The sequence below is a fragment of the Mesorhizobium helmanticense genome (assembly GCF_003034915.1).
GTDB classification, from domain to species: domain Bacteria; phylum Pseudomonadota; class Alphaproteobacteria; order Rhizobiales; family Rhizobiaceae; genus Mesorhizobium; species Mesorhizobium helmanticense.
The window spans coordinates 17,024-37,847 of record NZ_PZJX01000052.1; the positions used below are offsets into that span (position 1 = coordinate 17,024).

The 20,824-nt window shown below is 60.5% G+C and carries 19 protein-coding genes and 1 pseudogene; 8 read left to right on the top strand and 12 right to left on the bottom strand.

The genetic code is table 11. The annotated features are described in order from the left end of the window. Window position 1 precedes the first annotated feature (1 nt). From C9427_RS27545 to C9427_RS27555, 3 genes are read left to right on the top strand one after another with little or no spacing between them, the layout of a single operon-like run. Entirely contained in the window at window positions 2-775 is a 774-nt protein-coding gene (locus tag C9427_RS27545; protein WP_006334021.1) for a thiazole synthase, read from the top strand. Next, the gene (locus C9427_RS27550; protein WP_107652209.1) at window positions 772-1,377 is read left to right on the top strand and encodes a thiamine phosphate synthase; all 606 of its coding nucleotides are present in this window, start codon (window positions 772-774) and stop codon (window positions 1,375-1,377) included. Before C9427_RS27545 ends, C9427_RS27550 begins: the two co-directional genes overlap by 4 nt. Further along, window positions 1,368-2,138: a hydroxymethylpyrimidine/phosphomethylpyrimidine kinase gene (locus C9427_RS27555; RefSeq protein WP_107652210.1), complete on the top strand. Its 771-nt coding sequence runs from the start codon at window positions 1,368-1,370 to the stop codon at window positions 2,136-2,138. Before C9427_RS27550 ends, C9427_RS27555 begins: the two co-directional genes overlap by 10 nt. A gap of 253 nt (window positions 2,139-2,391) precedes the next feature. Here the strand turns inward: C9427_RS27555 and C9427_RS27560 are convergent, their stop codons facing one another. The 3 genes and pseudogenes from C9427_RS27560 to C9427_RS27570 all read right to left on the bottom strand — a co-directional run. Continuing rightward, entirely contained in the window at window positions 2,392-3,420 is a 1,029-nt protein-coding gene (locus C9427_RS27560; protein WP_006334024.1) for an LLM class flavin-dependent oxidoreductase, read from the bottom strand. A 126-nt stretch (window positions 3,421-3,546) separates the two neighbouring features. After that, the gene (gene hisC, locus C9427_RS27565; protein WP_107652211.1) at window positions 3,547-4,656 is read right to left on the bottom strand and encodes a histidinol-phosphate transaminase; all 1,110 of its coding nucleotides are present in this window, start codon (window positions 4,654-4,656) and stop codon (window positions 3,547-3,549) included. A 617-nt stretch (window positions 4,657-5,273) separates the two neighbouring features. Next, a pseudogene (locus tag C9427_RS27570) lies at window positions 5,274-5,516 on the bottom strand (GAF domain-containing protein); the annotation flags it as partial. Between the two features lie 106 nt (window positions 5,517-5,622). Between C9427_RS27570 and C9427_RS34230 the strand changes: the two are divergent. Next, complete coding sequence (locus C9427_RS34230) at window positions 5,623-5,970, top strand: hypothetical protein (protein WP_167434505.1); 348 nt, start codon at window positions 5,623-5,625, stop codon at window positions 5,968-5,970. Between the two features lie 490 nt (window positions 5,971-6,460). On the opposite strand, the gene C9427_RS34235 is transcribed toward C9427_RS34230, so the two are convergent. Continuing rightward, a complete protein-coding gene (locus C9427_RS34235; protein ID WP_167434506.1) occupies window positions 6,461-6,619 on the bottom strand; it encodes a hypothetical protein in 159 nt (52 codons plus the stop codon). Between the two features lie 519 nt (window positions 6,620-7,138). Further along, window positions 7,139-8,077, bottom strand: coding sequence for an XRE family transcriptional regulator (locus C9427_RS27580; RefSeq protein ID WP_167434507.1), 939 nt, complete (start codon window positions 8,075-8,077; stop codon window positions 7,139-7,141). Between the two features lie 91 nt (window positions 8,078-8,168). Between C9427_RS27580 and C9427_RS34240 the strand changes: the two genes are divergently transcribed. From C9427_RS34240 to C9427_RS35450, 4 genes are all read left to right on the top strand, one after another. Continuing rightward, window positions 8,169-9,134, top strand: coding sequence for an SEC-C domain-containing protein (locus tag C9427_RS34240; protein ID WP_167434508.1), 966 nt, complete (start codon window positions 8,169-8,171; stop codon window positions 9,132-9,134). A gap of 883 nt (window positions 9,135-10,017) precedes the next feature. Next, the gene (locus tag C9427_RS27595) at window positions 10,018-10,404 is read left to right on the top strand and encodes a hypothetical protein (protein WP_031260607.1); all 387 of its coding nucleotides are present in this window, start codon (window positions 10,018-10,020) and stop codon (window positions 10,402-10,404) included. Window positions 10,405-10,472: 68 nt separating this feature from the next. After that, on the top strand, window positions 10,473-11,189 hold the full coding sequence (locus C9427_RS27600) for an excalibur calcium-binding domain-containing protein (RefSeq protein WP_244730957.1): 717 nt from the start codon (window positions 10,473-10,475) through the stop codon (window positions 11,187-11,189). A 14-nt stretch (window positions 11,190-11,203) separates the two neighbouring features. After that, the gene (locus C9427_RS35450; RefSeq protein ID WP_146172602.1) at window positions 11,204-11,872 is read left to right on the top strand and encodes a transposase; all 669 of its coding nucleotides are present in this window, start codon (window positions 11,204-11,206) and stop codon (window positions 11,870-11,872) included. A gap of 327 nt (window positions 11,873-12,199) precedes the next feature. On the opposite strand, the gene C9427_RS27610 is transcribed toward C9427_RS35450, so the two are convergent. The 7 genes from C9427_RS27610 to C9427_RS27640 all read right to left on the bottom strand — a co-directional run bounded on the left by C9427_RS27610 (window position 12,200) and on the right by C9427_RS27640 (window position 20,820). Beyond that, entirely contained in the window at window positions 12,200-14,293 is a 2,094-nt protein-coding gene (locus C9427_RS27610) for an ABC transporter permease (protein WP_107652217.1), read from the bottom strand. Further along, window positions 14,290-15,351 (bottom strand): quaternary amine ABC transporter ATP-binding protein, encoded by a 1,062-nt coding sequence (locus C9427_RS27615; RefSeq protein ID WP_107652218.1) that lies wholly within the window; start codon window positions 15,349-15,351, stop codon window positions 14,290-14,292. The genes C9427_RS27610 and C9427_RS27615 overlap by 4 nt, the downstream gene beginning before the upstream one ends. A gap of 93 nt (window positions 15,352-15,444) precedes the next feature. Then, window positions 15,445-16,383 (bottom strand): ABC transporter substrate-binding protein, encoded by a 939-nt coding sequence (locus C9427_RS27620; RefSeq protein WP_107652219.1) that lies wholly within the window; start codon window positions 16,381-16,383, stop codon window positions 15,445-15,447. An 81-nt stretch (window positions 16,384-16,464) separates the two neighbouring features. Then, a complete protein-coding gene (locus C9427_RS27625) occupies window positions 16,465-17,292 on the bottom strand; it encodes an SDR family NAD(P)-dependent oxidoreductase (RefSeq protein ID WP_107652320.1) in 828 nt (275 codons plus the stop codon). Window positions 17,293-17,349: 57 nt separating this feature from the next. Next, window positions 17,350-18,120 (bottom strand): glucose 1-dehydrogenase, encoded by a 771-nt coding sequence (locus C9427_RS27630; RefSeq protein ID WP_107652220.1) that lies wholly within the window; start codon window positions 18,118-18,120, stop codon window positions 17,350-17,352. 4 nt (window positions 18,121-18,124) lie between these two features. After that, window positions 18,125-18,619 (bottom strand): acetone carboxylase subunit gamma, encoded by a 495-nt coding sequence (locus tag C9427_RS27635; RefSeq protein WP_107652221.1) that lies wholly within the window; start codon window positions 18,617-18,619, stop codon window positions 18,125-18,127. Beyond that, window positions 18,616-20,820: a hydantoinase B/oxoprolinase family protein gene (locus C9427_RS27640; protein ID WP_107652321.1), complete on the bottom strand. Its 2,205-nt coding sequence runs from the start codon at window positions 20,818-20,820 to the stop codon at window positions 18,616-18,618. Before C9427_RS27640 ends, C9427_RS27635 begins: the two co-directional genes overlap by 4 nt. Window positions 20,821-20,824 lie beyond the last annotated feature (4 nt).

Below are 20,824 nucleotides of genomic sequence, written 5' to 3' on the forward strand. Positions count from 1 at the left end.
CATGTTTGAACTTTTCGGAACGTCGCTTCCCTCGCGGCTGCTTCTCGGCACGGCTCAGTATCCTTCACCGGCCATCCTTGCCGATGCGGTCAAGGCGTCGGGCACATCGGTGGTGACAGTCTCGTTGCGGCGTGAGATGGCAGGCGGGAGGGCCGGCGAAAAATTCTGGTCGTTGATCCGCGCGCTCGGCACGAGAATCCTTCCCAACACTGCCGGCTGCCACTCCGTCAAGGAAGCGGTCACGACCGCGAAGATGGCGCGCGAAGTGTTCGGCACGAGCTGGATCAAGCTCGAAGTGATCGGCAACCAGGACACGCTGCAACCGGACGTGTTCGGCCTGGTCGAAGCCGCGCGCATCCTGTGCGAGGACGGTTTTACGGTATTTCCCTATACCACCGACGACCTTGTTGTCGCCGAGCGGCTGCTGGAGGCGGGCTGCAAGGTCCTGATGCCGTGGTGCGCACCGATCGGTTCCGCCCTCGGGCCGGTCAACATCATGGCACTGCGTTCGATGCGCGGACACTTCCCGGATGTCCCGCTGATTGTGGATGCGGGGCTCGGACGGCCGTCGCACGCGGCAACCGTCATGGAACTCGGCTTTGACGCCGTGCTGCTGAACACCGCGGTCGCCAGGGCGGCTGATCCGGTCGGCATGGCGCGTGCGTTCGGCAAGGCTGTCGAAGCCGGCCGTGAAGCTTACAGCTCGGGAATGCTCGAACCGCGCGACGTCGCCGTGCCATCGACGCCGACAATTGGCAGAGCCGTTTTTTCATGAAACTCGATCCCTTCTACCTGATCGTCGACAGCGCTGCCTGGATCGAACGGCTGGTCCCACTCGGCGTCAAGCTGGTTCAGCTTCGCATCAAGACCATGGATGAGGCCGGGTTGCGCGCGGAGATCCGCAAGGCAAAGGCCTTGTGCGCCCAAAACCGTTGCCAGCTCATCGTCAACGACCACTGGCGCCTGGCAATCGAGGAAGGCTGCGACCTCGTCCACCTTGGCCAGGAGGATTTGCAGACCGCCGATCGTTCGCGGATTCGGGTAGCCGGCGTGAGGCTCGGACTGAGCACACATGATGATATCGAACTGGAAACGGCGATGGCCGCCGGGCCGGACTATATCGCGCTTGGGCCGATCTATCCAACCATCCTGAAGACGATGAAATGGGCGCCGCAGGGACTCGAACGGATCAGAGAATGGAAGCATCGGGTAGCGCCAATCCCATTGGTCGCCATTGGCGGTCTCAACCCTGACAGGCTCAACGGTGTTTTCGCGGCGGACGCCGATAGCGCGGCAGTGGTCACCGATATCACGCTGAATGCCGACCCCGAAGCGCGTACGCGAGAATGGATCGAAAAGACGGAGCGATGGCGCTGAGGCGAGAACCGCATGTCCTTGTCGTTGGCGGATCGGACTCCAGCGGTGGAGCTGGAATTGCCCGCGATATAGAAACGGTTTCCGCCATCGGGCTGCGCAGTTGTCTTGCCATCACCGCCGTGACAGTCCAGACGCACTCGGCTGTCGAGCACGTCAAGCTTGTGCCGTCGGAGCTTGTCGCCGCTCAGATGCGCGCCGCGTTCGCTGCCAACGCTGTCGCGGCCGTCAAGATAGGCATGATTGGGACATCGGCGGCTGTTGAGGCAGTCGGCGCTGTTTTGGTCAACCGCCAAGTGCCTGTGATACTCGACCCGGTCCTGGCCTCTACCTCGGGACGCAATCTGCTGGCGGACGATGCCATTAATATGCTGCGCCACGATCTGATGCCGATCTGCCGGCTTGTAACGCCTAACCTGGTCGAGCTGGCTGCGTTTACCGGCTCCTCACCGGCCGCGGACGAAGAAGGGGCTTGTCGTCAGGCTGAAGAGCTATCGAGGACGGTGAGGACCGCCGTACTCGTCAAGGGCGGACATGCACAAGGAACCCGTTGCGTCGACGTGCTTTTGCAGCCGAACCAACCTGCAGTTCGGTTTGAGGCGCCCCGCTTGCCGCGAGAGATGCGCGGAACGGGTTGCATGATGGCCAGCGCAGTCGCCGCCTCGCTTGCTCTTGGAGCGTCGCTGGAAGCGAGCGTGCGCCAAGCCAAGCAACATGTTTTCGATGCGCTTGCCGGATCGAAGGATATCGGGCCGATAAGCTGATCGGCCCGAACGTATCCAACGCTCCGATCAAGTCTGGCAGGCGATCGTGGGTCTAAGGACATGAAGGCCCTATCGGGGTGAGAATGCGGCATACACGGTCGCTTTCGCCTATGAACAACACGCCGCTTCGAGGAGGAAGCCGCATGCCTCTGTGCCAACCGGTTGATGGGTCATCCGAAACCCGCACCTAGTCGTCGCTAGCGACAGCATGCCGCTTGGCACGTTGTTGGGTGAGCGAACGTTCGAACCGGGGTTAGCCAACTCGAGCCATAATTGCGGATTGAATCGCCGTTGCGGTATATAGGGAAGCATCTAACGACAGATTCCCAAACGCCGGTTGACAAAGGAGGTAGTTTGCACCCGCCGCTTCCAGCTGATCAAGAAGAGCTTGTCCCGCAGATGCTGCCGTTCCTACTACGCACAATTCCTTCTCGATTGCTGCATCGAAGGTCAGCGGCAGGTTTGGTGGAGTCGGCATGGCATTGAGATCATAAAGGAATTTAAAGCTCTTGAGCCACCGTTCGTAAGCAGGTGCGGCGAGTGAACGTGCATCTGTTTCAGAACGCCCAATCACGACCATTCGGAGCAATCCAAGAAATGGCGCTTGGTCGTCCGCCTCACTGGTGTGCTCTCGACCGGCGCGGAAGGCATCAGTGATTCTTCGAACGGAAGAGGAAGGTCCCACGCACGCTATGTTCATGCCATTCGCAGCGGCCCAGACTGCCGATTCCGGTCGATTGGTGGCGATCCAAGTCGGCGGATGTGGACGCTGATGAGTTCTTAGCGTCAGCGGAACGCTGTTCAACTCAAAATGGCGACCTTGATACGATAGCGTGCCGCCCTTCAGCGCATTGATAAGAATTTCGCTGGCTTCCGCATAGTGGTTTGGCGCCACGTCCGAGCCAATCCCGAAGTAACCCAATTCGATCGGGAGCGAGCCGCGCCCTATCCCAAGTTCGAGCCTGCCACCGCTCAATTGGTCCAGCATACAGATCTCTTCGAACGCACGTAGCGGATGATAGAGGGCAAGCAGCATTACCAACGGGCCGACACGAAGGCGCCGGGTTCGCTGGGCTACGCTCGACAAGAACAGATTCGGTGAGGGACCTCTCCCATGTGGGGTACAATGGTGCTCTGCGAGATGATATGCATAGAACCCAAGGTGATCGCACGCCTCCGCTAACATCAGGCGATCTTCGTACTGTCGGGCGATATCGGGGCCGTCCTCGTCCAGATGATCGAAGATGCCGACAGCTAGGCCTGAAGGAAAGGCCTTATCCATGATATTGTCTCCATTTTTGACGCAGAAAGTCCGGTTGCTTGCGTATTCCAAGCAATTTAAAGATTTCTCGCTCGTGTAATCGCTCGGATTATTGCCTGCGAAATGCTAAAGCAGAGCCTTAGCAACCTAATGCCGGGGTGTTGACATATTCAATATTCTGCTAATACGACTAGCGGCACGAAGAAACGCATCCATTTGCTCTTTTGTACCGATGCTGACGCGGATGTAATTTTCCAAACCTTTATCTGGAAAGACGGCAACAAGTATTTTTTGCCTTGCGAAGGCTGATTGCCACCATGAGCCGTCCTGTGCCGTTGGCACGCGGGCAAGCAAGAAGTTTGCGTGGGAAGGGATTACGGAAAATCCAAGTTGCGACAGCGCGAGCGTCACTCGCCGTCGTTCATGCCTGATGTGTCTGTGGTTGTCTGCATAGGCGGCGCGGTGCGCAAGGACGCTGATACCAACCGCCTGCCCGATCACATTCATGTTGAAGACGTTCTGGATGTTGCGTAGCCTGCCGATAATTTCAGGATGACCGAAACCGAAACCGACGCGAACGCCGGCGGCAGCATAGCTTTTCGAAAATGTCCTTAAGACCAGAAGGTTCGAATAGCGATTGATGAGGCGTAGACCATTCTCGGGTGCAAAGTCGACGTAGGCCTCATCCAGCACGATCAAGCGGTCCGATTTCGCTACCAGGCGTTCGATATCGGCCACCGGAACGAACGTTCCAGTCGGATTGTTCGGATTGGCTAGCAGAATGAACTTGGCGTCCTTTGCAGGACCGAAGAGCAATTGCTCCATCGGCAAGGAATGATCTTTGCTAAATTCGATTTCGACAAATTGAGCACCCTGCAACGTTGCAAGTTTGCGGTTGAACGAAAAGCCTGGCGACATCATCGCCACGCTATCCCCCGGGGCAAGGAATGCTCTGTAGACAAGTCCAAGCAGTTCAGACGATCCGTTGCCGGCGATCACCTGATCCATGGAGACGCTGTAGGCATTCGCGGCTGCTTCTCTCAAGCTGATGTTATCGTCTTCTGGATATAGATACTGCCGTTCGAGAGCTGCAATCGCACTTTGCATTATGATTTCCGGAAGCGGGAAGGGGTTCTCATTCGTGTTTAGTTTTACCCAACTTGAATCCGGCGCTGGTGTATCGGATGGCAGAGCATCTAACTGTCTCGCCACTTGCGAAAGAGACGACAGCACACTCTGAAGTTTTGCATCGGACATGTTTTTCTCCGTTTCAGTCGCAGAGGGAATCCGGGATGAACTGATGGTCTGAGCACATGGCCGACCAACAGTGCATTCACACCGCCGTTGTCAGCACATTGACCCCGCGAGGTCGGGCGGGCTGTCCTCCCGGGTCGGATTGGCCCGACGCTCAGTCCGCATCCACTCGTCATCGGGCCAAGGCTGCGCCAACCACCAACGCTTGATTTGTCCCTGATATTTGCCTCGGTCAGCCTTTCAAGGACGCTTGATCTGATGCCGTATTTCCTCAGCGTGTATCCAATCTGGCGCGGCGTCAGTCCAAGCAGGCGCCGCGCCTTTGCCTGCACCGAGCCATCTCTCCACGGCCGCGATGACACGCTCGCGATTTGACATACTCGTACCTTTAAAGAGGCTGCGCTGGCAGGCGCCAGCGGTGCCTGGTCCCTGACGACGGACGGGACCGTAGCGGCGGCCCAAGGAGCAGCCTCAGTCGGCCGCGTGGCCGGCCTTGTCTGGCATCATCGGCCCCAGTTGCAGAACCTTGGTGCCCGGTCCGCTCTTCCATGGCGTTGCGGAAAACACTGTCCGTGGCAGCAGTCAAAGTCGTTTCAGCCGATTGACGCTCCCGCTGCCAGGAACATGCGATGCAGCTTCACTGTCTGCCCAACCAGATTGGCGATTGTGGTGAGGAGGCGGAGGTCGTAATCGAGGAGGGAACCTGATTTGTTGTCCAGAATGCGGTCGATGGTCGGCGTGCCCACGACGTTCGCATCGACGCGAACGGGTACGCCGATGAACGACACTTTCATGTTGTCGGACGCCCCGAGCACGTCCTTGTCGGCGGCGTTGAAAGCCGGATCCACCGCTTGGTTGCGGATTTTGACTGGTCACGGGCAAGCGCGAAAAACGCCCTGGCCGTAAGTCGGGGCGCCGCAACGTGGTCGAGTGCACAGCGGAGCGATGCCTTGCCATGGGTTTCCTTTCATGAATCGCGACCGTCGACTGACTTCTGCACGCCGCAACCGCACGTTGATTCACGAGACCGGAATGGGGCGGGAGAGTCAATCGAGCTTTCTTTCATTCGCGAAAGGAAACTCTGCGCTCATGATAGAATTCCATCAGTTTCATATAGCTCCGGTAGATGATATCGAAAGGCAGAATGTCTGCCCCGGCGTCCCCGCGGTGCCGGTGCTGATGGCCCGGGCCATCAGCCTAATCAGCTCCTGGCAAAGCTGGCACAGTGGCGTGGCGACCGCCATCGCGACGATGTCATCTACGTGGGCCGACCGCGACTCCGGCGTGATTTCATTCACAATCGCGACAAGGTCTTGACCTTGCCCACCTCGCGGAGCGGCTGACGGCCCCCTGCCCCGCCGAGCTGCGCTACGCCGTTTCCCAAACGTCTAGGTCACATTTTCGAAGTGCGTGTTGGAATCGGTGATTCCGTATCACATTATCGCCACGTTTTAGCCGCGACGTGGTCGCAATGCCCCACCAGAAAGCCGGCGTTGCCCTGACAGTTCGGTCCGGCATCGGCTCAAACCAGCCCCCCGCTTAAGGGTCAGTGCCGGATCGAACGCTTCTTGCATCTCTTTTTGAAGGAAATCAGGTGCGACGCCCGAAAAGCATACGGCGGCCATTAGAAGCAAGCTGATCCGCTCCATTGATCGATACATGGTCCGCCAAATTGCACAGCGCGCCAAGGATCTGCAAATCAACGATGGTTTGAGGCGGCGGCTGCCAGGCGAGACACATCTCGGGCCGACAGGGCCATTCCGAGCGCCAGCGCGCGAGATGCTTCGGATCGGAAGTGTTGCGCAGCTCACTTCTCGAGGATCGATCCCGGTCGCAAAGACGCATCACGGATCGTCGTGCTCGACCAGTAGAATTGAAACATTGTCGGCCTAAGCATCTCGATCTTGTCGGCGACCTCGGCTTTTTCGGTCGCGTTTAAGCCGGCCAGTGGCTCGCCCAGCGGCATGATACGAGGTCCAGCCGCCAAAGCTGTCGAGATGCTAAGCATTCGACGGAGCCCGCCAGAAATTCCCGCCGAACTAGGTCGAGCACATGACGGCACTGACGGAACGCGATACTCAATACGGCGCGTGCATGAAGATAAATGACGTCGCCGTCGACGGGCCTGACGCGTGGGCCGTACAGTCCCGGCAACATCATGAATTGAATCGATATCAGGAACTGGACGGCCCTTATGCGCGCATCACTAGTAGCCGTGACCGTCTTGATAGTTTTCGCTGCACCGTCTTATGCCGGCGGCACACTGGCAGAGAAAATACGGGAAAATCCGACCTGCCAGCAGTTCAATGACGGATGCAGTATCTGCAAGATCAGCGAAGGCGTCGCGTCATGCTCAAGTCCCGCGATCGCCTGTATCAAAACCGAGTGGCGTTGCACGTTCGATCATTCGAAGACTGGCCAATCAGGGGGCGAAAAGCTTCCTCTGCAATGATCGGAAAACCGGGTAACGACGCATTGTAAAACGTCAATAGGGTTTGGCGAGGCTCACTTTCTTTCCAATATGATCTCGCCATAGCCCTAGCCGCTTTATTCGATATTCAACAAGTTCCGGTGAGGTCCCGAAGAAGGACGCGATCTCGGGGGCACTTTTGCCACCCGAGACCATACGCTTGATCGGGTCTCGTGGAAGCAAAGTTGCCGATGCCAAGAAATACGCGTCGTGCTCTTCAGCGCTATCATATGTTCGACCGAAGCAGCCAGCAATCTTAGCTATCTTGGTTAGCTTGTGCCCGGCAAGAATATGCCAATATTCCTCAAGGAGCGTCACTCTTTGTCTCTCAACGGTATGGTAGTCGTTTAAAAAGACAACCCACCTATCCTGATCGGAATTTAAGGGAACGCTCATAGCGGACCACTCGCCTCGCGACGGTCCAGCAAGTGTGTTCTTTGCCTTTCCAGTAATACAGGAGGTATCCCGCAATCGCTCTACCATAACAGAATCAACAACCAAATAGAATGGATCTAGCGGGTCGCTTTTCTTCAGCCCTAAATCTTTTCGGAAATCTTCGGCCGTCTGCTCCAGCTCTTCCTTTGACATGGCGATAACTTCGGCATCTATCGGCGCGCTGCTCGGGTCTGATATGTCACCCTTAGTGTAGTGCTGACGAAGACACACGGCAGCGTCCAGTAGGGTTTGCACAGTCTTGGAGGACGCGTTTTTGCCAGCGCGGAAGTGAACGAATGCCACCCGATCAAAGCCAAGCTCGTGTTCATCGGCATCGGGGCCGAGCCACTCGAGCAGCCTAATTTTGGAATTGTTGTCGGGCGACCCGTCGCCCCGCTCGATGCGGGCCAGCGTGGAGAAGCTGATTCCCACAATCCCCGATAATGCCCTTATACTAAGACCTTCGCGTTCCCGCTTCTCGCGGACCGCCCCGACGAGCTTTTCTTCGAATTCGTTCATGTTCACCATTGTGCGATCAGCACACCTTGACACGCTTCGCTCCAGAATGCATCCTGTGCTGGTGACACAGACTCGCACATTGGCAAGCAAAATGAAAGTGTTGTTGACCGACGATGCGCGGGCTGAGTTGCATCGGATTGGCGTCGGTTTGGACGCGCGCCGGCCCGTGCGGGTGAAGGACGGGGGCATCGTTATCCTCGACCCACAGCCCACATCACCCACTGTCCAGGAGAAAAGTAATGAGCAACAGCAAGGAGCGGGAGGACCCGCAGCCCGATCATGGCAAAGGTCCACCCGGCGGCAAAGGTCGTCCGGTAGATCACGGGCGCCCCGTGCCGGATCACGGATCGTCGGCCTCGCCGGCAACTACGCCGGGCAGCTAGAGAATGTGCAACGGGCATACCCCGGCGCAACTCTCCTCCCCGATGACCATGGAGTATGGCTTCTCGCTCGCAGCCAAGTGATAGATGGCTTATCGCGAGAAGCCATATTCCTTATTGCCCTACCAGAAACGCCAGCGGTCGAGCCGCGTGGATGGGCGTTCTGGCAGCAAGATGGGCAGGTCGAATGGATCGGCCCGCGACATACCAATTTCCCTGACGGCTCGGTGTGCGCTTATCACCCCATGCTCGATAAAGCTTGGTCGCCAGGCAGTGATTTGTGCACGTTGCTGGACCTTTATAGCGTATGGGCGCTTCGCCAGCTTCATTTGGTGGTGTTTGATCGGTGGCCGGGACGCCAGTATGCGATGCTGGATGAACGGGGCCAAGCTGATCCCTATTATCGGCTAACCCAGTTTAAGGAGGCCGAGCTTTGCAACTGCGGATCAAATCGGCGCTATGGCGAATGCTGCCGGCCGCATGATCTGAAGCTACCCTTCCCGTCGATTCTGCACGCCTTCAAAAGCCGTAATCTCGGTCTCGGCATCTTTGATCGAGCCCCTCCCGCCGAAATTGCAGTGTTGATCGCCGAAGGAGGACAAAATCCTCCACCCCCCATGCTAGGGGTTCACTCTACTTTGCGGGCTCATGTCGCGGACGAAAGGGGGAATCCTTAGCTCTACATCCCGTAAGAGATGCTCGATCGGGTCAGAGGGAAAAGCATTCCGCTTCTGACGAAATCCCCAATGCCAGGTGCCGACGACTTCCGAGCCGTCGAACCATGTCGAGAAGTTCAGCTTCGGAAAATGCAGCAACACGCGGGCCGCCCACCATATTTTCTCAATATCGTGGTCGCCTGGACCCTTTGCCCATGGGGTCCAGCCCTTGCATAGCCGTTGCGCCAATTCGCTGTTTCGCATCTTCAATCCCACGGAATGATGGATAAAATAACGGGGTATATCCGTCGTAATAGGGAAGTCTACGAACTGCCAGCAGGTGGAATTTACCAGATTTGTTCATCACTCTTGCACCAAATTCAACTTTAGGAGATGCTAACTCGGCCTTGGGAGGGCTGGGGGATGGTGCCACGGCAGCGCTGGGCGGCTGTCAAACAAGCAATCAAGCCGACTACATGCAAATAGGCTACGGGCCTAGTTTCGACGTCGCCCACGCTCAATGCGAAATGCATAAGGGGTCGGTTCACCAAGGCTATATTGCTATCGGGTCCCCGGGCTTTGTTGCGGGGGCCGGAATCGGCAATGCCCTCGGCAACTTGGCTGCCGAAGACCAGTATATGAAGAACTGCCTCATCCTAAGCGGGTGGAAGCGTGCCCCGCATGGCCAGGGTGCCACGGCAGCTCCAGCCGTTGCTGGTGGCGCGCCACCGACACCGTATGGGATCCAGCGCGCACCTGGCAGCTGGATCAATACGGCGCTGCTGGACTGGTCAGACGCGAATAGCAAGTGCGTCGCCGGCGACAAGGCCGCGTGTGGGACTCGAGCGAAGCTTGGTGCGCAACTGAGAGCCGCCGGCATAAACCCGGCGCCGGTCTAGGGGCCATGCAGTGGAACCTGGCGATCTGCCTTGGCATCGTTCTGGCATTGAGCGGCTGCGCAGCGGATTATCTCAATCACTATGACAGTGTGACGCTCTCTGCCGGCGACGCCAATCGCGCCAATAGTCTCGCCCAGACAGTCGACCCGTTCAACCCGAACAGTCAGAACACGCATATCGAGGGCGACGGCCAGCGAACAGCTGGAGTCATCCAGGCCTTTCGCGGAATCCCGCTGACACCGCCAGGCCAAGGTGCGCGCCAAGGTGGCGGCGGGGACTCTGGCAATCATCCATGCGATCTGCGCAATGGGGTTGACAGCCTAGGCCGGGCTTGTGGTGAACGTGCCGCCGAAGCGAAACCGGGCGGCCGCACCGGACATGAGGCGAACTAGCAATGCTGCGTAGAATGCGATCGCCTCGCCGGAGGCCACTTGGCGTGGTGCAAAGGCGCCTGATCTTGGTGACGGTGGCCGCGGCCGGCGCTCTGGCTGCGCAAACGGCCATGCAACACAGCGACCACATGCCCGAGCTCCATCTGCCGAATTGGACCAGCGCGGGCCTGGCGACGATTGCCGGCGTGGCATCCGTCATCGACGGCGACACGATCGAAATCCACGGCCAGCGCATCCGCTTCAACGGCATCGACGCGCCGGAGAGCCAGCAGCTTTGTAAAAATGCGAGCGGGGCCGACTATCCTTGCGGGCGGCGATCGGCCGCCGCGCTGGACGGCTTCCTGGCAGCCTCGAAGCCGGTGCAATGCACCTTCGTGACCTGGGACCGCTATCATCGCTATATCGGCGACTGCCGGCGCGCCGATGGCGCCAGCGTTGCCGCCTGGATGGTCGAGCACGGCCAGGCGCTGGATTGGCCCCGCTACAGCCACGGCACCTACGCAGAGAAGCAGGCGACGGCCGAGGCGTCGAAAGTCGGCATTTGGGTCGGCAAGTTTCAGTCGCCGTGGGATTGGCGCACGGAGCATGCAGACGGCGCGGCTCCGTCGAGCCAGCCGCTCGGCATCAGCCGCCAACAGGTCGCGCAGAGCTATTCGTGCCAGCCACGGCGGACCTGTTCGCAGATCGGCTCCTGTGAGGAAGCCCAATGGTATCTCAGCAACTGCCCTTGGGGCCGGAAGCTGGATCGGGACGGCGACGGCGTGGCGTGCGAGACGTTGTGCTAACGCGGCGCCCTGAGTTGCGCTTCAAAGGCCCCAGCCCCATCGACATGGTCGAGACCCACATCGAGACCTGCGCCGAGGTCAGGGTCGAGCGGCGATGCTACATCTCCTCTCGCATCCTCACCGCAAAAACTTTCGCCGAGGCCGCCCCGTTGGGGATCGAGAACGGGCTACGCTGGGTTCTCGATGTCCAATTCAAGGATGATCAGTCCCGCCTGCGCCGCAGCCACGGCGCCACAAACATGGCCATGGTCCGCCACCTCGCCCTCAACCTCATCCGAGCCATGTCCGGAAAACAATCCATCAAGGGAAAGCGAAAACTCGCGACCTGTGATACCGACTACCTGATTGCAGTTCTCCAATTCCGGGTGGTCGACCCATGCCAGCATAATAGGAGGATATTTGCTGCTCTTTCCTCGTCCCGCTATTGGAGGAAACGGCACCGCGACCTTGATGCAGTGTCATGGATGGATAGGGCATTATTCGGGAACCGAACCAATCCACAGAAATATTTTGTTGGTATTTTTGTTGGTCCGCGCTGCTATTGCTCCATGCCGAGGCGATTGAAAACGAATTCAAATTTCCTCTACTTGGATTCCGCCTCTGGCACCATCACCTTTCGGGTCCATTCTCCCGACATTCCCTCTCGCCGAAGCCTCTACGCTTCTGTGTCTGCAAATCCATGAAATCGCTCATCTTTTTGTAGGGAATGGCGTGGCTAGGCGCGTTTCACGGAGATCCGGGCGTACTTGGTCCAACGGGCCGCCGGGATGGGGACGCAATCATCCTGGTGCACAATGATCTCGCTCGGCACCCCAGATCTCGCTCGGTACCCCAAGGCCTTGCCGCTCAAGATCAGGCACGCGTGAATTCAATATCAGCTGGTTGTGGCTTTCTTCTCGGTATCGGCACGAGGGTGACAAACCACAGACGTCCTAGCCACATGTTTCTCGCTGAGGACATCGGCAGATCGTTGAGAGAAAGCCATCGCAGGCTAGTCTAGGGATCAAGCATCACAGATCCATTGTCCGCCTCGCTACCGCTGCTTGCACCAAGCGATCAGTAAGAATGGCCAGGAAGGCGATTGATAGCCCGGCAATCAGACCCATGCCGGCATCGGCCTTGCCCAGCGCGACATAGACTGCCTGTCCGAGATCGCGCGTGCCGACCAGTGCTGCGATGGCAAGCATCGACAGCGCCGCCATGATAGTTTGATTGAGGCCAAGCATCACCACCGGCAGCGCCAGCGGCAGCTTCACCTGGAACAGCGTCTGCGCAGGTGTCGCGCCCATCTGCTCGACCGCCTCGACGACATCGATCCGAACGTGCCGCAGCCCATGCTCGACATAGCGGATGGGAGGCACGATGGCGTAGAGCATGATGGCGATCAGCGCGGTGAATTCGCCGACCTTGAAGAACATCAGGGCCGGGATCAGGAAAACGAATTGCGGCACGGTCTGCAGCGCATCGCAGATCGGTTTCAGGATACGCGACACGCGCTCGCTATGCGCGGCCCAGATGCCGAGCATACCGCCGATCACAAGGCAGAGCAGCACCGCCAGCGTGCACAGATAAAGCGATTGGACGAGCGGCCCCCACAACCCGTTGAGAAGGATCAGCAGAAATCCGACAGCAGCAAAGAGAGCGAGCCGGACGCCGGAGACCTGCCAGGCGAGAAGGGCAGCGCCCAGGATGAAGGCCGGCCAGGGAAAGCCAAGAAAGCCGGTATAGAGAAGGATACCGGCAACCAGCACCGCCAAGGCCGGACGCCACCTGAGGCGGCGCATCAGCAGCGCCGAGACAAGCAGGACGGCAGTGGCATAGGCCGTGTTTGCCAGCAGCGTCAGCGCGAACCCCCAGATCGCCGGGGTAGCGGCACCCGAAATGCCGATCCTCAACGGCAGCAGCAGGCAGTAGAGAACACTGTTGCGAACACCGTCAAAGAACCAGGCATAGTCGCGCACAAGCCCCAGCAGCCATTGGTTGACGACGCCCATCTGCGTGCGCAGCCCGGTGCTCGGCAGCAGCGTTTGATCCGGCCAGAGGAAGCGGATCGTGATCGCCAGGCCGGCCGCGGCAATCATAAACAGCGCCAGCCGGCGGCCCGTCATCCAGATCATGGCCGGCGTCGGACCCGCCGGTCTTTCCCTGGCGAAGCCGATCGTCAGCCGGTCGATGAGGATGGCCAGCAGCGCAATGACGAGGCCCGACAGGATGCTCTGGCCGAACTCGGCCTTACGCATCGAAGACAGCACCTCCCAGCCGATGTCCTCGAAGCCGCCAATTATGGCAGCGACGATCACCATCGACAGCGCCGCCATCGTGGTCTGGTTGAAGCCGACAAGGATCTGCGGCAGCGCCGTCGGCACTTCGACGTGCCAGAACTGCTGGCGGCGCGTGCAGCCGCTCATCAGGCCCGCTTCACTGATGGCGGCGGGCACACGATCGAGGCCGAGCATCGTGTTGCGCACCATCGGCGGCGTCGCATAGATGGCGCTGGCGATGAGCCCGACCACCGGCCCGAAGCCGAACAGCAAAAGCAGCGGAATAAGATAGGCGAAGGCCGGCACGGTCTGCATCAGATCGAGCGCACCGAGCAGAACGGGCCGCAGACGGGGATTGATATAGCCGAGCACGCCAAGGGCAAAGCCAAGCACGGTGGAGATCGGCACGGCGATCAGCACCAGGGATAGCGTGCTCATGCTTTGCGGCCAATAGCCGGCCAGCAGGATATAGGTCAGCGCCAGCAGCGCGAAGACCGCCAGCCTGATGCCGCTTGACTTCAGCGCCAGCGCCGCCACTGCCAGCATCACCGCCGGCCACGGTAACCAGACCAACGCCAGACGCGCGCCGCGCATCGGCGCCTCGAGCATGGCGGAGAGCGCGCGAAAGCCGGGCTGGACAACAGTCACCACGGCATCCGTGACGATGTTGACGCCTGCGGCCAGCGGCAGCGTCCATTCCTTGGGAAACGTTACCAGCCAGGGAAAAGCCGTCTTCAGGAGGAGGCAAAGCGCGGTCACCGCGAGGAACCCGCACCAGGGCAACAGGGCCGGCTCGATCGCGACCCTCGGCGGGGATCGGAATGTCGCGGCCGGCGCCGTCATGGCCGGGTCCGGCGGGCCTGTTCCCGCTCCAGCACGGCAAGGATGGAACCGGCCGTCAGCAATGACGGCGGACTGTTGCCCTCGCCGGGCACGGCGAAGGCGCTGACACCGGAGGCCAGGCGCGGAATGAGTTCCTCCAGGCTGGTGCCGGCGGCGACGCATTCTTCGGGCAGCGCCGTCCCGTTGGCTGCGATCGCAAGGTCGCCCGCCCTGATGACGCGCAGCAGCGGCATGTCTTCGGTGAACTGCGCGACATAGTCGTCGGCGGGGTTGAGCACGATGTCGGCCGGACGGCCGATCTGGACGATCTTGCCGGCGCGCATGATGGCGAGCCGGTCGGCCAGCCGGAAGGCCTCGGCCATGTCGTGGGTGATGAAGATGATGGTCTTCTTGAGCATACGCTGCAGGCGCAGGAATTCATCCTGCATCTGCCGGCGGATGAGCGGATCGAGCGCCGAGAACGGCTCGTCGAGGAACCACAGTTCCGGCCCGACGGCGAGCGAGCGGGCGATGCCGACGCGCTGCTGCTGGCCGCCGGAGAGCTGATGCGGAAACGCGGCTTCGCGGCCTTCGAGGCCTACCAGCGAGATCATCTCGCGGGCGCGGATCTCGCGCTCCTTCGAGGACTTGCCCTGGATCTTCAAGGGGAACGCGACATTGCCCAGAACGGTCAGATGCGGCAGCAGGCCGAAATTCTGGAACACCATGCCCATGGCATGGCGGCGAAGCTCGATCAGCTCCTTGCCGGTGGCCTTGAGCAGGTCCCGCCCGTCGAGCAGGATCTCGCCGGCACTTGGCTCGACCAGCCGCGACAGACAGCGCACCAGCGTCGATTTGCCAGAGCCGGACAGGCCCATGATGACGAAGATCTCGCCGGCCGCGACCTCGAAACTGGCATCGACCACGGCCGGCAGATGGGCTTCCGCTCGCAGCCGCTCGGCGAGCGCATCGGGCTCGATGATATAGCCGCGCGAGTCGAAATAATAGGCGGGGCGCCGCCCATAGACCTTCCACACATTGCGGCAGGCGAGTTTTATCGGGCGCGCGGCGGTGCTCATCGCAAGCTGCCGGCGCCAACCGTTCGCCCGGCCCCCGAACTGGCGGGAACCGAGCGGCGATTTTCGTCATCGCTTGAGCGAGACATTGTGAAATTACCCCTTGGCCGCGTCGACCCAAGGTTTCCAGACGGCCTCGTTCTTGTCGACCCATTCCTTGACGACGGCGTCGAGGTCCTTACCCTCCTTGTCCACCGCCAGCATCATCTTCTGCTGCTCGGTGGCGTCCATCTTGAACGCCTTGAGGAACGCATAGGCGGCGGGCCATTTGGCGCCGAAGCCGGACCAGACGATCTTGTCGACATCCGGCGGGGTGATGCAATGTTCGTTGGTCTGCTCCTTGCACGGCGGCATGGTGATCCAGCCGACCTCGTTCTTCGCCAACGCGTAGTGCGGGCCCCAGAACATCATCACCAGCGGCGACTTGGCGGCCTCGGAGGCTTCGAGTTCGGCGACCAGCGCGCCCTCAGAGCCGGCCGGCACGGCAGTGTATTGCATGTTGTTGTCGGCGAGGATCGTGGCGGCGCGCGATCCCCAGTCGGCCGGATAGTCGAGGAAGCGGCCATTGGGCGCGGTTTCGGGCGTCGACAGTGCCTGAATGCATTCAGGCTTGTTCAGCGCGGTCCAGTCAGGCAGCCCAGGGCAAACCTTCTCCATGAACTTCGGATAGATCCAACCCTCCTGGGTTTTCAGATCGAGCTTGCCGATGTCCTCGATCTTCTTCTCCGCCAGCACCTTCGGATAGATGTCGCCGACATTGTTGAGCCAGATCTCGACCGAGGCGCTCAGCGAGCCGTCGGCAAGGCCGGAAAACTGCGGGAAGTTGCCGGCGGTGACGTATTCGACCTTGTAGCCGAGCTTTTCGAGCAACTGTCCGGCGATGTGGGTGGATACGTGGGCGCCGGTCCATTCGAGCATGGCGAGCTTGATCGGCTCGTCCTTGGCGCCGGGTTCGGCGGTTCGCCCTTGAGCGGTTGCGGCAAGCAGAAGCGCCAGCCCGATGCCGACGCCTTTCAAGACATTGGTACTTTTCATATCAGTTCCCCTGTCGGTTTGACTTTTCCTTGCTTTATACCGGCCTCTTCCCATGAAGGCCGCAACCATCCAGCGCGAGCGCTACCACAACGCTCCGCCGGTGATCTGTATGTTTTCCATGGTGATGCCCTTGGCCAAATCCGAGCACAGGAAGACGGCGAGTGCCGCGATCTCCTGCGGCTGCAGCATGCGCTGCTGCGGGTTGCCGCGGGCGATCTCGGCCATCGCTTCCTCTGGTGTGCGCCCCTTGCCCTCGCGCTCGACGACCTGCGCCACGTTGCGGCGCATCAGCTCGGTCTCGACCCAGGTCGGGCTGATCATGACGCAGGTGACGCCGTGTGCTGCCCCTTCCAGCGCCACGCAACGGGTCAAACCGAGCAGCCCGGCCTTTGAGGCGCAATAGGCGGGATTGTCCTTCCAGCCGACCGAAGCCGCGGTCGAACCGATGTTGACGATACGGCCCCAGCCGCGCTCGATCATGCCGGGCAGTGCTGCACGGGTCATACGGAAGGCGCCGGTCAGATTGGTGTCGACGATCTTGTCCCAGAGCGCGTCGGAATGGCCGCAGACCGGCTGCTCGGCGGTGGTGCCGGCGGCGTTGACCAGTATGTCAATCGGGCCGATGGCGGCTTCGGCGTCAGCCGCGAAACGGTTGGTGACGTCGCTGTCGCGCACGTCGAGATGGGCGGCGTGGACCTTCGTTCCATGGGACGCGAGGGCCGCCCGTACACGCTCGATCTCGTCCGCTCCGGGGTAGTAGGCGGCATCGGATTTATCAGTGCCGACAGGGGCGATATAGGAACCGACAGCGACATTCGCACCCGCCTCCACCAGCGCCGTGGCAATGGCAAAGCCCATGCCGGAGAACCCGCCGGTGATAATCGCGCTACGACCGGAAAGATCTGTCATCGCGCGCATTCTCCGGTCGGTTTGGGGCAAGCAATCAGGCCGGGCGAGATTTGGCGATTACACGGCAAGGTAGCCTCCATCGACGACCATTTCGGAGCCAGTGACGAATTTCGATTCATCCGAGGCGAGGTAGAGCACCATGTAGGCGATATCGTCGGGCTCGCCGAGGAAGCCGATCGGGTGGCGCGCGAGCGCCCTTGCCTTTTCCTGCTCCAGCGTGCCGAGGTCGCGCAGATAATTTTCCGTCTGCGGCGTCCAGATGTAGCCGGGATGGATCGAGTTGCAGCGAATGCCGTAGCGCTTCTCGGCACAGTGCACGGCAACCGCCTTGGTCAGCGTGCGGACGCCGCCCTTCGAAGCGCAGTAGGCGGCAAGGTCGGCCTCGCCGATGATGCCGTCGATGGACGACAGGTTGATGATCGAACCGCCGCCCGATGTCTTCATCAGACGGATGCCTTGCTGGCAGCCGAAGAACACACCGTCGAGATTTACGGCCATGGTGCGCCGCCATTCCTCCAGCGACGTGTCCTCGATGTTCCTGGCGATGGCGATGCCGGCATTGTTGATCAGCACGTCAAGCCGGCCGAATTTTTGCTCGACCGCTGCCATGACCGCTGGCCAGGCTTCGGATCTGGAGACGTCGTGGTGGTGGTGAAGGCTTTCGCCGCCAGCCTGCCCGATCAACTCGGCCGACTGCCGGGCGGCGTCCTCATCGATGTCGGTGACCACGACCTTCGCGCCTTCGGCCGCAAGCAGCAAGGCAGCCGCCCGCCCGAGCCCCATGCCGGCCCCGGTGACGAGCGCAACCTTGCCTGCGACGCGGTTCACAGCATCATGTTCCTTCGAGCGGCTTTCCCAGCCAGTCGCGATAGAACCCTTCGAGGTCGGGTTCGAAATCATGGACGATCGGATAGCCCGGTGCCGCCGCCTCGACCTCGTGCAGCGTGCCGCATTGCGGGCAGATGAATTCGCGGATCTCCATCCACTGGGGATCAGGGAGGTCGCTGTTCGGATAGATCTCGCGCAGCGACTCTTCCGTGTTGCGCACATGGATCGCAGCGCTCAGCTTCCAGTTCTTGCGGTAGTCCCCGAACGAATGACTGCATTCGCATCTGGTCACTCGGCTATCGCCGCTCTGGCAGATGAACAGATGGTCGCTGACCGGCAACAGGATGGGGTCCTTCCAGGCGACGCGGTCTTGATAGACGGCGACCATCTTGAAGAAGCGGTCATCGTCCTTGTAGGCGCTCATGATGCGCCTTGTCTGCGGCCACGGCAGCTGGCCGCCAGCCAGATCGCGAAGGATTTCCTTGCTGTACGAGGTCATGGCTTTGCTCCCGGCGTGAAGATCGATATCGCATCAACATTCCAGAAATCATTGAAATCCTTGGTGAAGCGCGACGACAGCTTGATCGCGCTGGCGTACATTTTCTTGACCTCGGGTGCGAAGTCGGCCTTCTCGACGCGACCACGCTCGGCGGCGATCCAGTCCGCCACTGGTATCGCATTCGCCAAACGTTGCTTGCGCACGGCGGCGCGGCGTTCGACCGTGGCTTCAATATCGGCAACCGGATAGCCGTCGGCATCGTCCTTCAGCACAATGCCGAAAACCTGGTCCGCGGCTTCGCGGGTGAGAAAGCCGTTCTCGACATCCCAGGCCGTCTTGATCGGATCGCGCTCAAGCACGTCGCCGTAACCACCGCCGCCATTGTAGGAATGACTGAAGATGTCGCCGGCCTTGTGCGGCGCGGTGATGTAGGGGCCCTCGACCACGACATGGTCGCCGCCGATGTTCTTCTGATAGTCCGAGACGTGCGGGTCGATGCCGGGCGCATGCGCCAGCGGCGCGCCTTTCGCGGCCAACTCGTGAATGTCTGAGTTGCGCACCGCGCGGTGCTTCTGGCAGGTCGGCGCCGGATAGCCGCCGCACATGCCGCCATTGTCGAACACGCGCGAGGAATGTTCCGACGTATGCAGCCTCAGATGCGAGGTCTTGTTGATCAGCCAGGTCGAGACGAAGGAACAGCCGCCGCGATATTTGCCAGCGCCGCCGGAGTTGGGCACGATCGAGCGGCCGATATAGACCATCGGCATCGACTGTTCCCAGACCTCGATGTTGCCCATGTCCGATTCCGGGTTCCAGCCGACATAGGCGGTGTCGAGGCCGTCCTTGATGGCGAGCGCGCCGGAGCCGGCGGCGGCGCATTCGAAATGCGCCATGCCGAACGGCGTGCCATACTGGCTTTCGCCTCCCATCTCGATCATCGGGCTGTTGACCTGGCCGACGAAGGCCTCCTCGACGAAACCACGAGCAATGAAGCTGCGCGACAGCAGCCGCTGGAACACACCGTAAGCCGGCAGCAGCAATGCCCATGACGTTGCGGTCGCCACCATCTCGTTGTCGGGGTTGGTCCAGGTGCCGTGCGGCAGTTTCAGTTCGGTCGCCATCCAGGCGCCGTCATTGACCAGCCCTTCGAAATTCATGTGCTGGGTCAGCGTGACGAACATGCCGCCATCCATGCCGGCCGGCGTGCAGTTCATCGAATGGTAGCCCCAGGGCTGGGTGCCATCGAAGTCCATGGTGATCTTGCCGTCGGTGGTGATCTCCATCTCGATCGGGATGTTGTAGAGCCAGTTCGGATCGCCGAGCGGCTGGAAGCCAGGCTTTCCCTCAGTCACGTGGCCATAGAAGGTATGGCCACGATAGATGCCGGGCACGGTGAGCTGGCGCGTGCGGGCAAGCTGGGCGCGCCGACCTTCCTCGATGAACTCCTTCGACACCTTCATCCAATAGTCGAGGCCGATCTCGGAGATCAGCTGCTTGACGCTTTCGCGCATGTCGATGCAGGAGGCGACCTTGGCCTTTTCGTCCAGCACCCAGTAGATCGGCATGCGCAGATTGCGCTCGCAGCGGATGACGTAGTCGCGGCGAATCTCGTCATTCTCGCCGATCTTCTCGGCGCAGACGAACAGGCCCTCGGTGAAACGCTCCTGCGCCAGACAGACATCGCCGCCCGGCGTGATGCCGCCGACCTCCAGCTCGTGGCAGACCGCGCCCGCCCAGCCGACCAGCGTGCCCTCGTAGAAGATCGGAACCACGTCCATGACATCGGGAACCTGCACGGTGCCGATGAAGGCGTCGTTGTTGGCGAAGATATCGCCTTCGCGGATGCGCGGGTTTTCCTCGTAGCCCTCCTTGATCATCCATTTGATGAAGCGGCTCATGGTGTGGACATGGACCATGATGCCGTTGGACAGCGCGATGGCGTCGCCTTCGGGCGTATAGATGGCAACCACCATCTCGCCGACCTCGCGCACGCCGGGCGAGGCGGAGATGCGGCGCGCCATCTCGCGGGCCGAGACGCAATAGGCGCGCAGCTTGGTGTGCAGCGTCTCGAATTTCAGCGGATCCTGGTTGCGCAGCGACAGTTCAGTGATGCCGTCATAGCAGCCGGTCTCGTCCATCAGCCGTTCGGATTCGATCAGCCTTTCGCGAAGGCGCAGAGCCGAGGCAGGTTTGTCCAACATGGCG

Excerpts from the sequence above, each read along its gene's own strand:
- C9427_RS27545 (WP_006334021.1), top strand. The coding sequence starts at position 2 with ATGTTTGAACTTTTCGGAACGTCGCTTCCCTCGCGGCTGCTTCTCGGC.
- C9427_RS27550 (WP_107652209.1), top strand. The coding sequence starts at position 772 with ATGAAACTCGATCCCTTCTACCTGATCGTCGACAGCGCTGCCTGGATC.
- C9427_RS27555 (WP_107652210.1), top strand. The coding sequence starts at position 1,368 with ATGGCGCTGAGGCGAGAACCGCATGTCCTTGTCGTTGGCGGATCGGAC.
- C9427_RS27560 (WP_006334024.1), bottom strand. The coding sequence starts at position 3,420 with ATGGATAAGGCCTTTCCTTCAGGCCTAGCTGTCGGCATCTTCGATCAT.
- hisC (WP_107652211.1), bottom strand. The coding sequence starts at position 4,656 with ATGTCCGATGCAAAACTTCAGAGTGTGCTGTCGTCTCTTTCGCAAGTG.
- C9427_RS34230 (WP_167434505.1), top strand. The coding sequence starts at position 5,623 with ATGAATCGCGACCGTCGACTGACTTCTGCACGCCGCAACCGCACGTTG.
- C9427_RS34235 (WP_167434506.1), bottom strand. The coding sequence starts at position 6,619 with ATGCCGCTGGGCGAGCCACTGGCCGGCTTAAACGCGACCGAAAAAGCC.
- C9427_RS27580 (WP_167434507.1), bottom strand. The coding sequence starts at position 8,077 with ATGAACGAATTCGAAGAAAAGCTCGTCGGGGCGGTCCGCGAGAAGCGG.
- C9427_RS34240 (WP_167434508.1), top strand. The coding sequence starts at position 8,169 with ATGAAAGTGTTGTTGACCGACGATGCGCGGGCTGAGTTGCATCGGATT.
- C9427_RS27595 (WP_031260607.1), top strand. The coding sequence starts at position 10,018 with ATGCAGTGGAACCTGGCGATCTGCCTTGGCATCGTTCTGGCATTGAGC.
- C9427_RS27610 (WP_107652217.1), bottom strand. The coding sequence starts at position 14,293 with ATGACGGCGCCGGCCGCGACATTCCGATCCCCGCCGAGGGTCGCGATC.
- C9427_RS27615 (WP_107652218.1), bottom strand. The coding sequence starts at position 15,351 with ATGAGCACCGCCGCGCGCCCGATAAAACTCGCCTGCCGCAATGTGTGG.
- C9427_RS27620 (WP_107652219.1), bottom strand. The coding sequence starts at position 16,383 with ATGAAAAGTACCAATGTCTTGAAAGGCGTCGGCATCGGGCTGGCGCTT.
- C9427_RS27625 (WP_107652320.1), bottom strand. The coding sequence starts at position 17,292 with ATGACAGATCTTTCCGGTCGTAGCGCGATTATCACCGGCGGGTTCTCC.
- C9427_RS27635 (WP_107652221.1), bottom strand. The coding sequence starts at position 18,619 with ATGACCTCGTACAGCAAGGAAATCCTTCGCGATCTGGCTGGCGGCCAG.
- C9427_RS27640 (WP_107652321.1), bottom strand. The coding sequence starts at position 20,820 with ATGTTGGACAAACCTGCCTCGGCTCTGCGCCTTCGCGAAAGGCTGATC.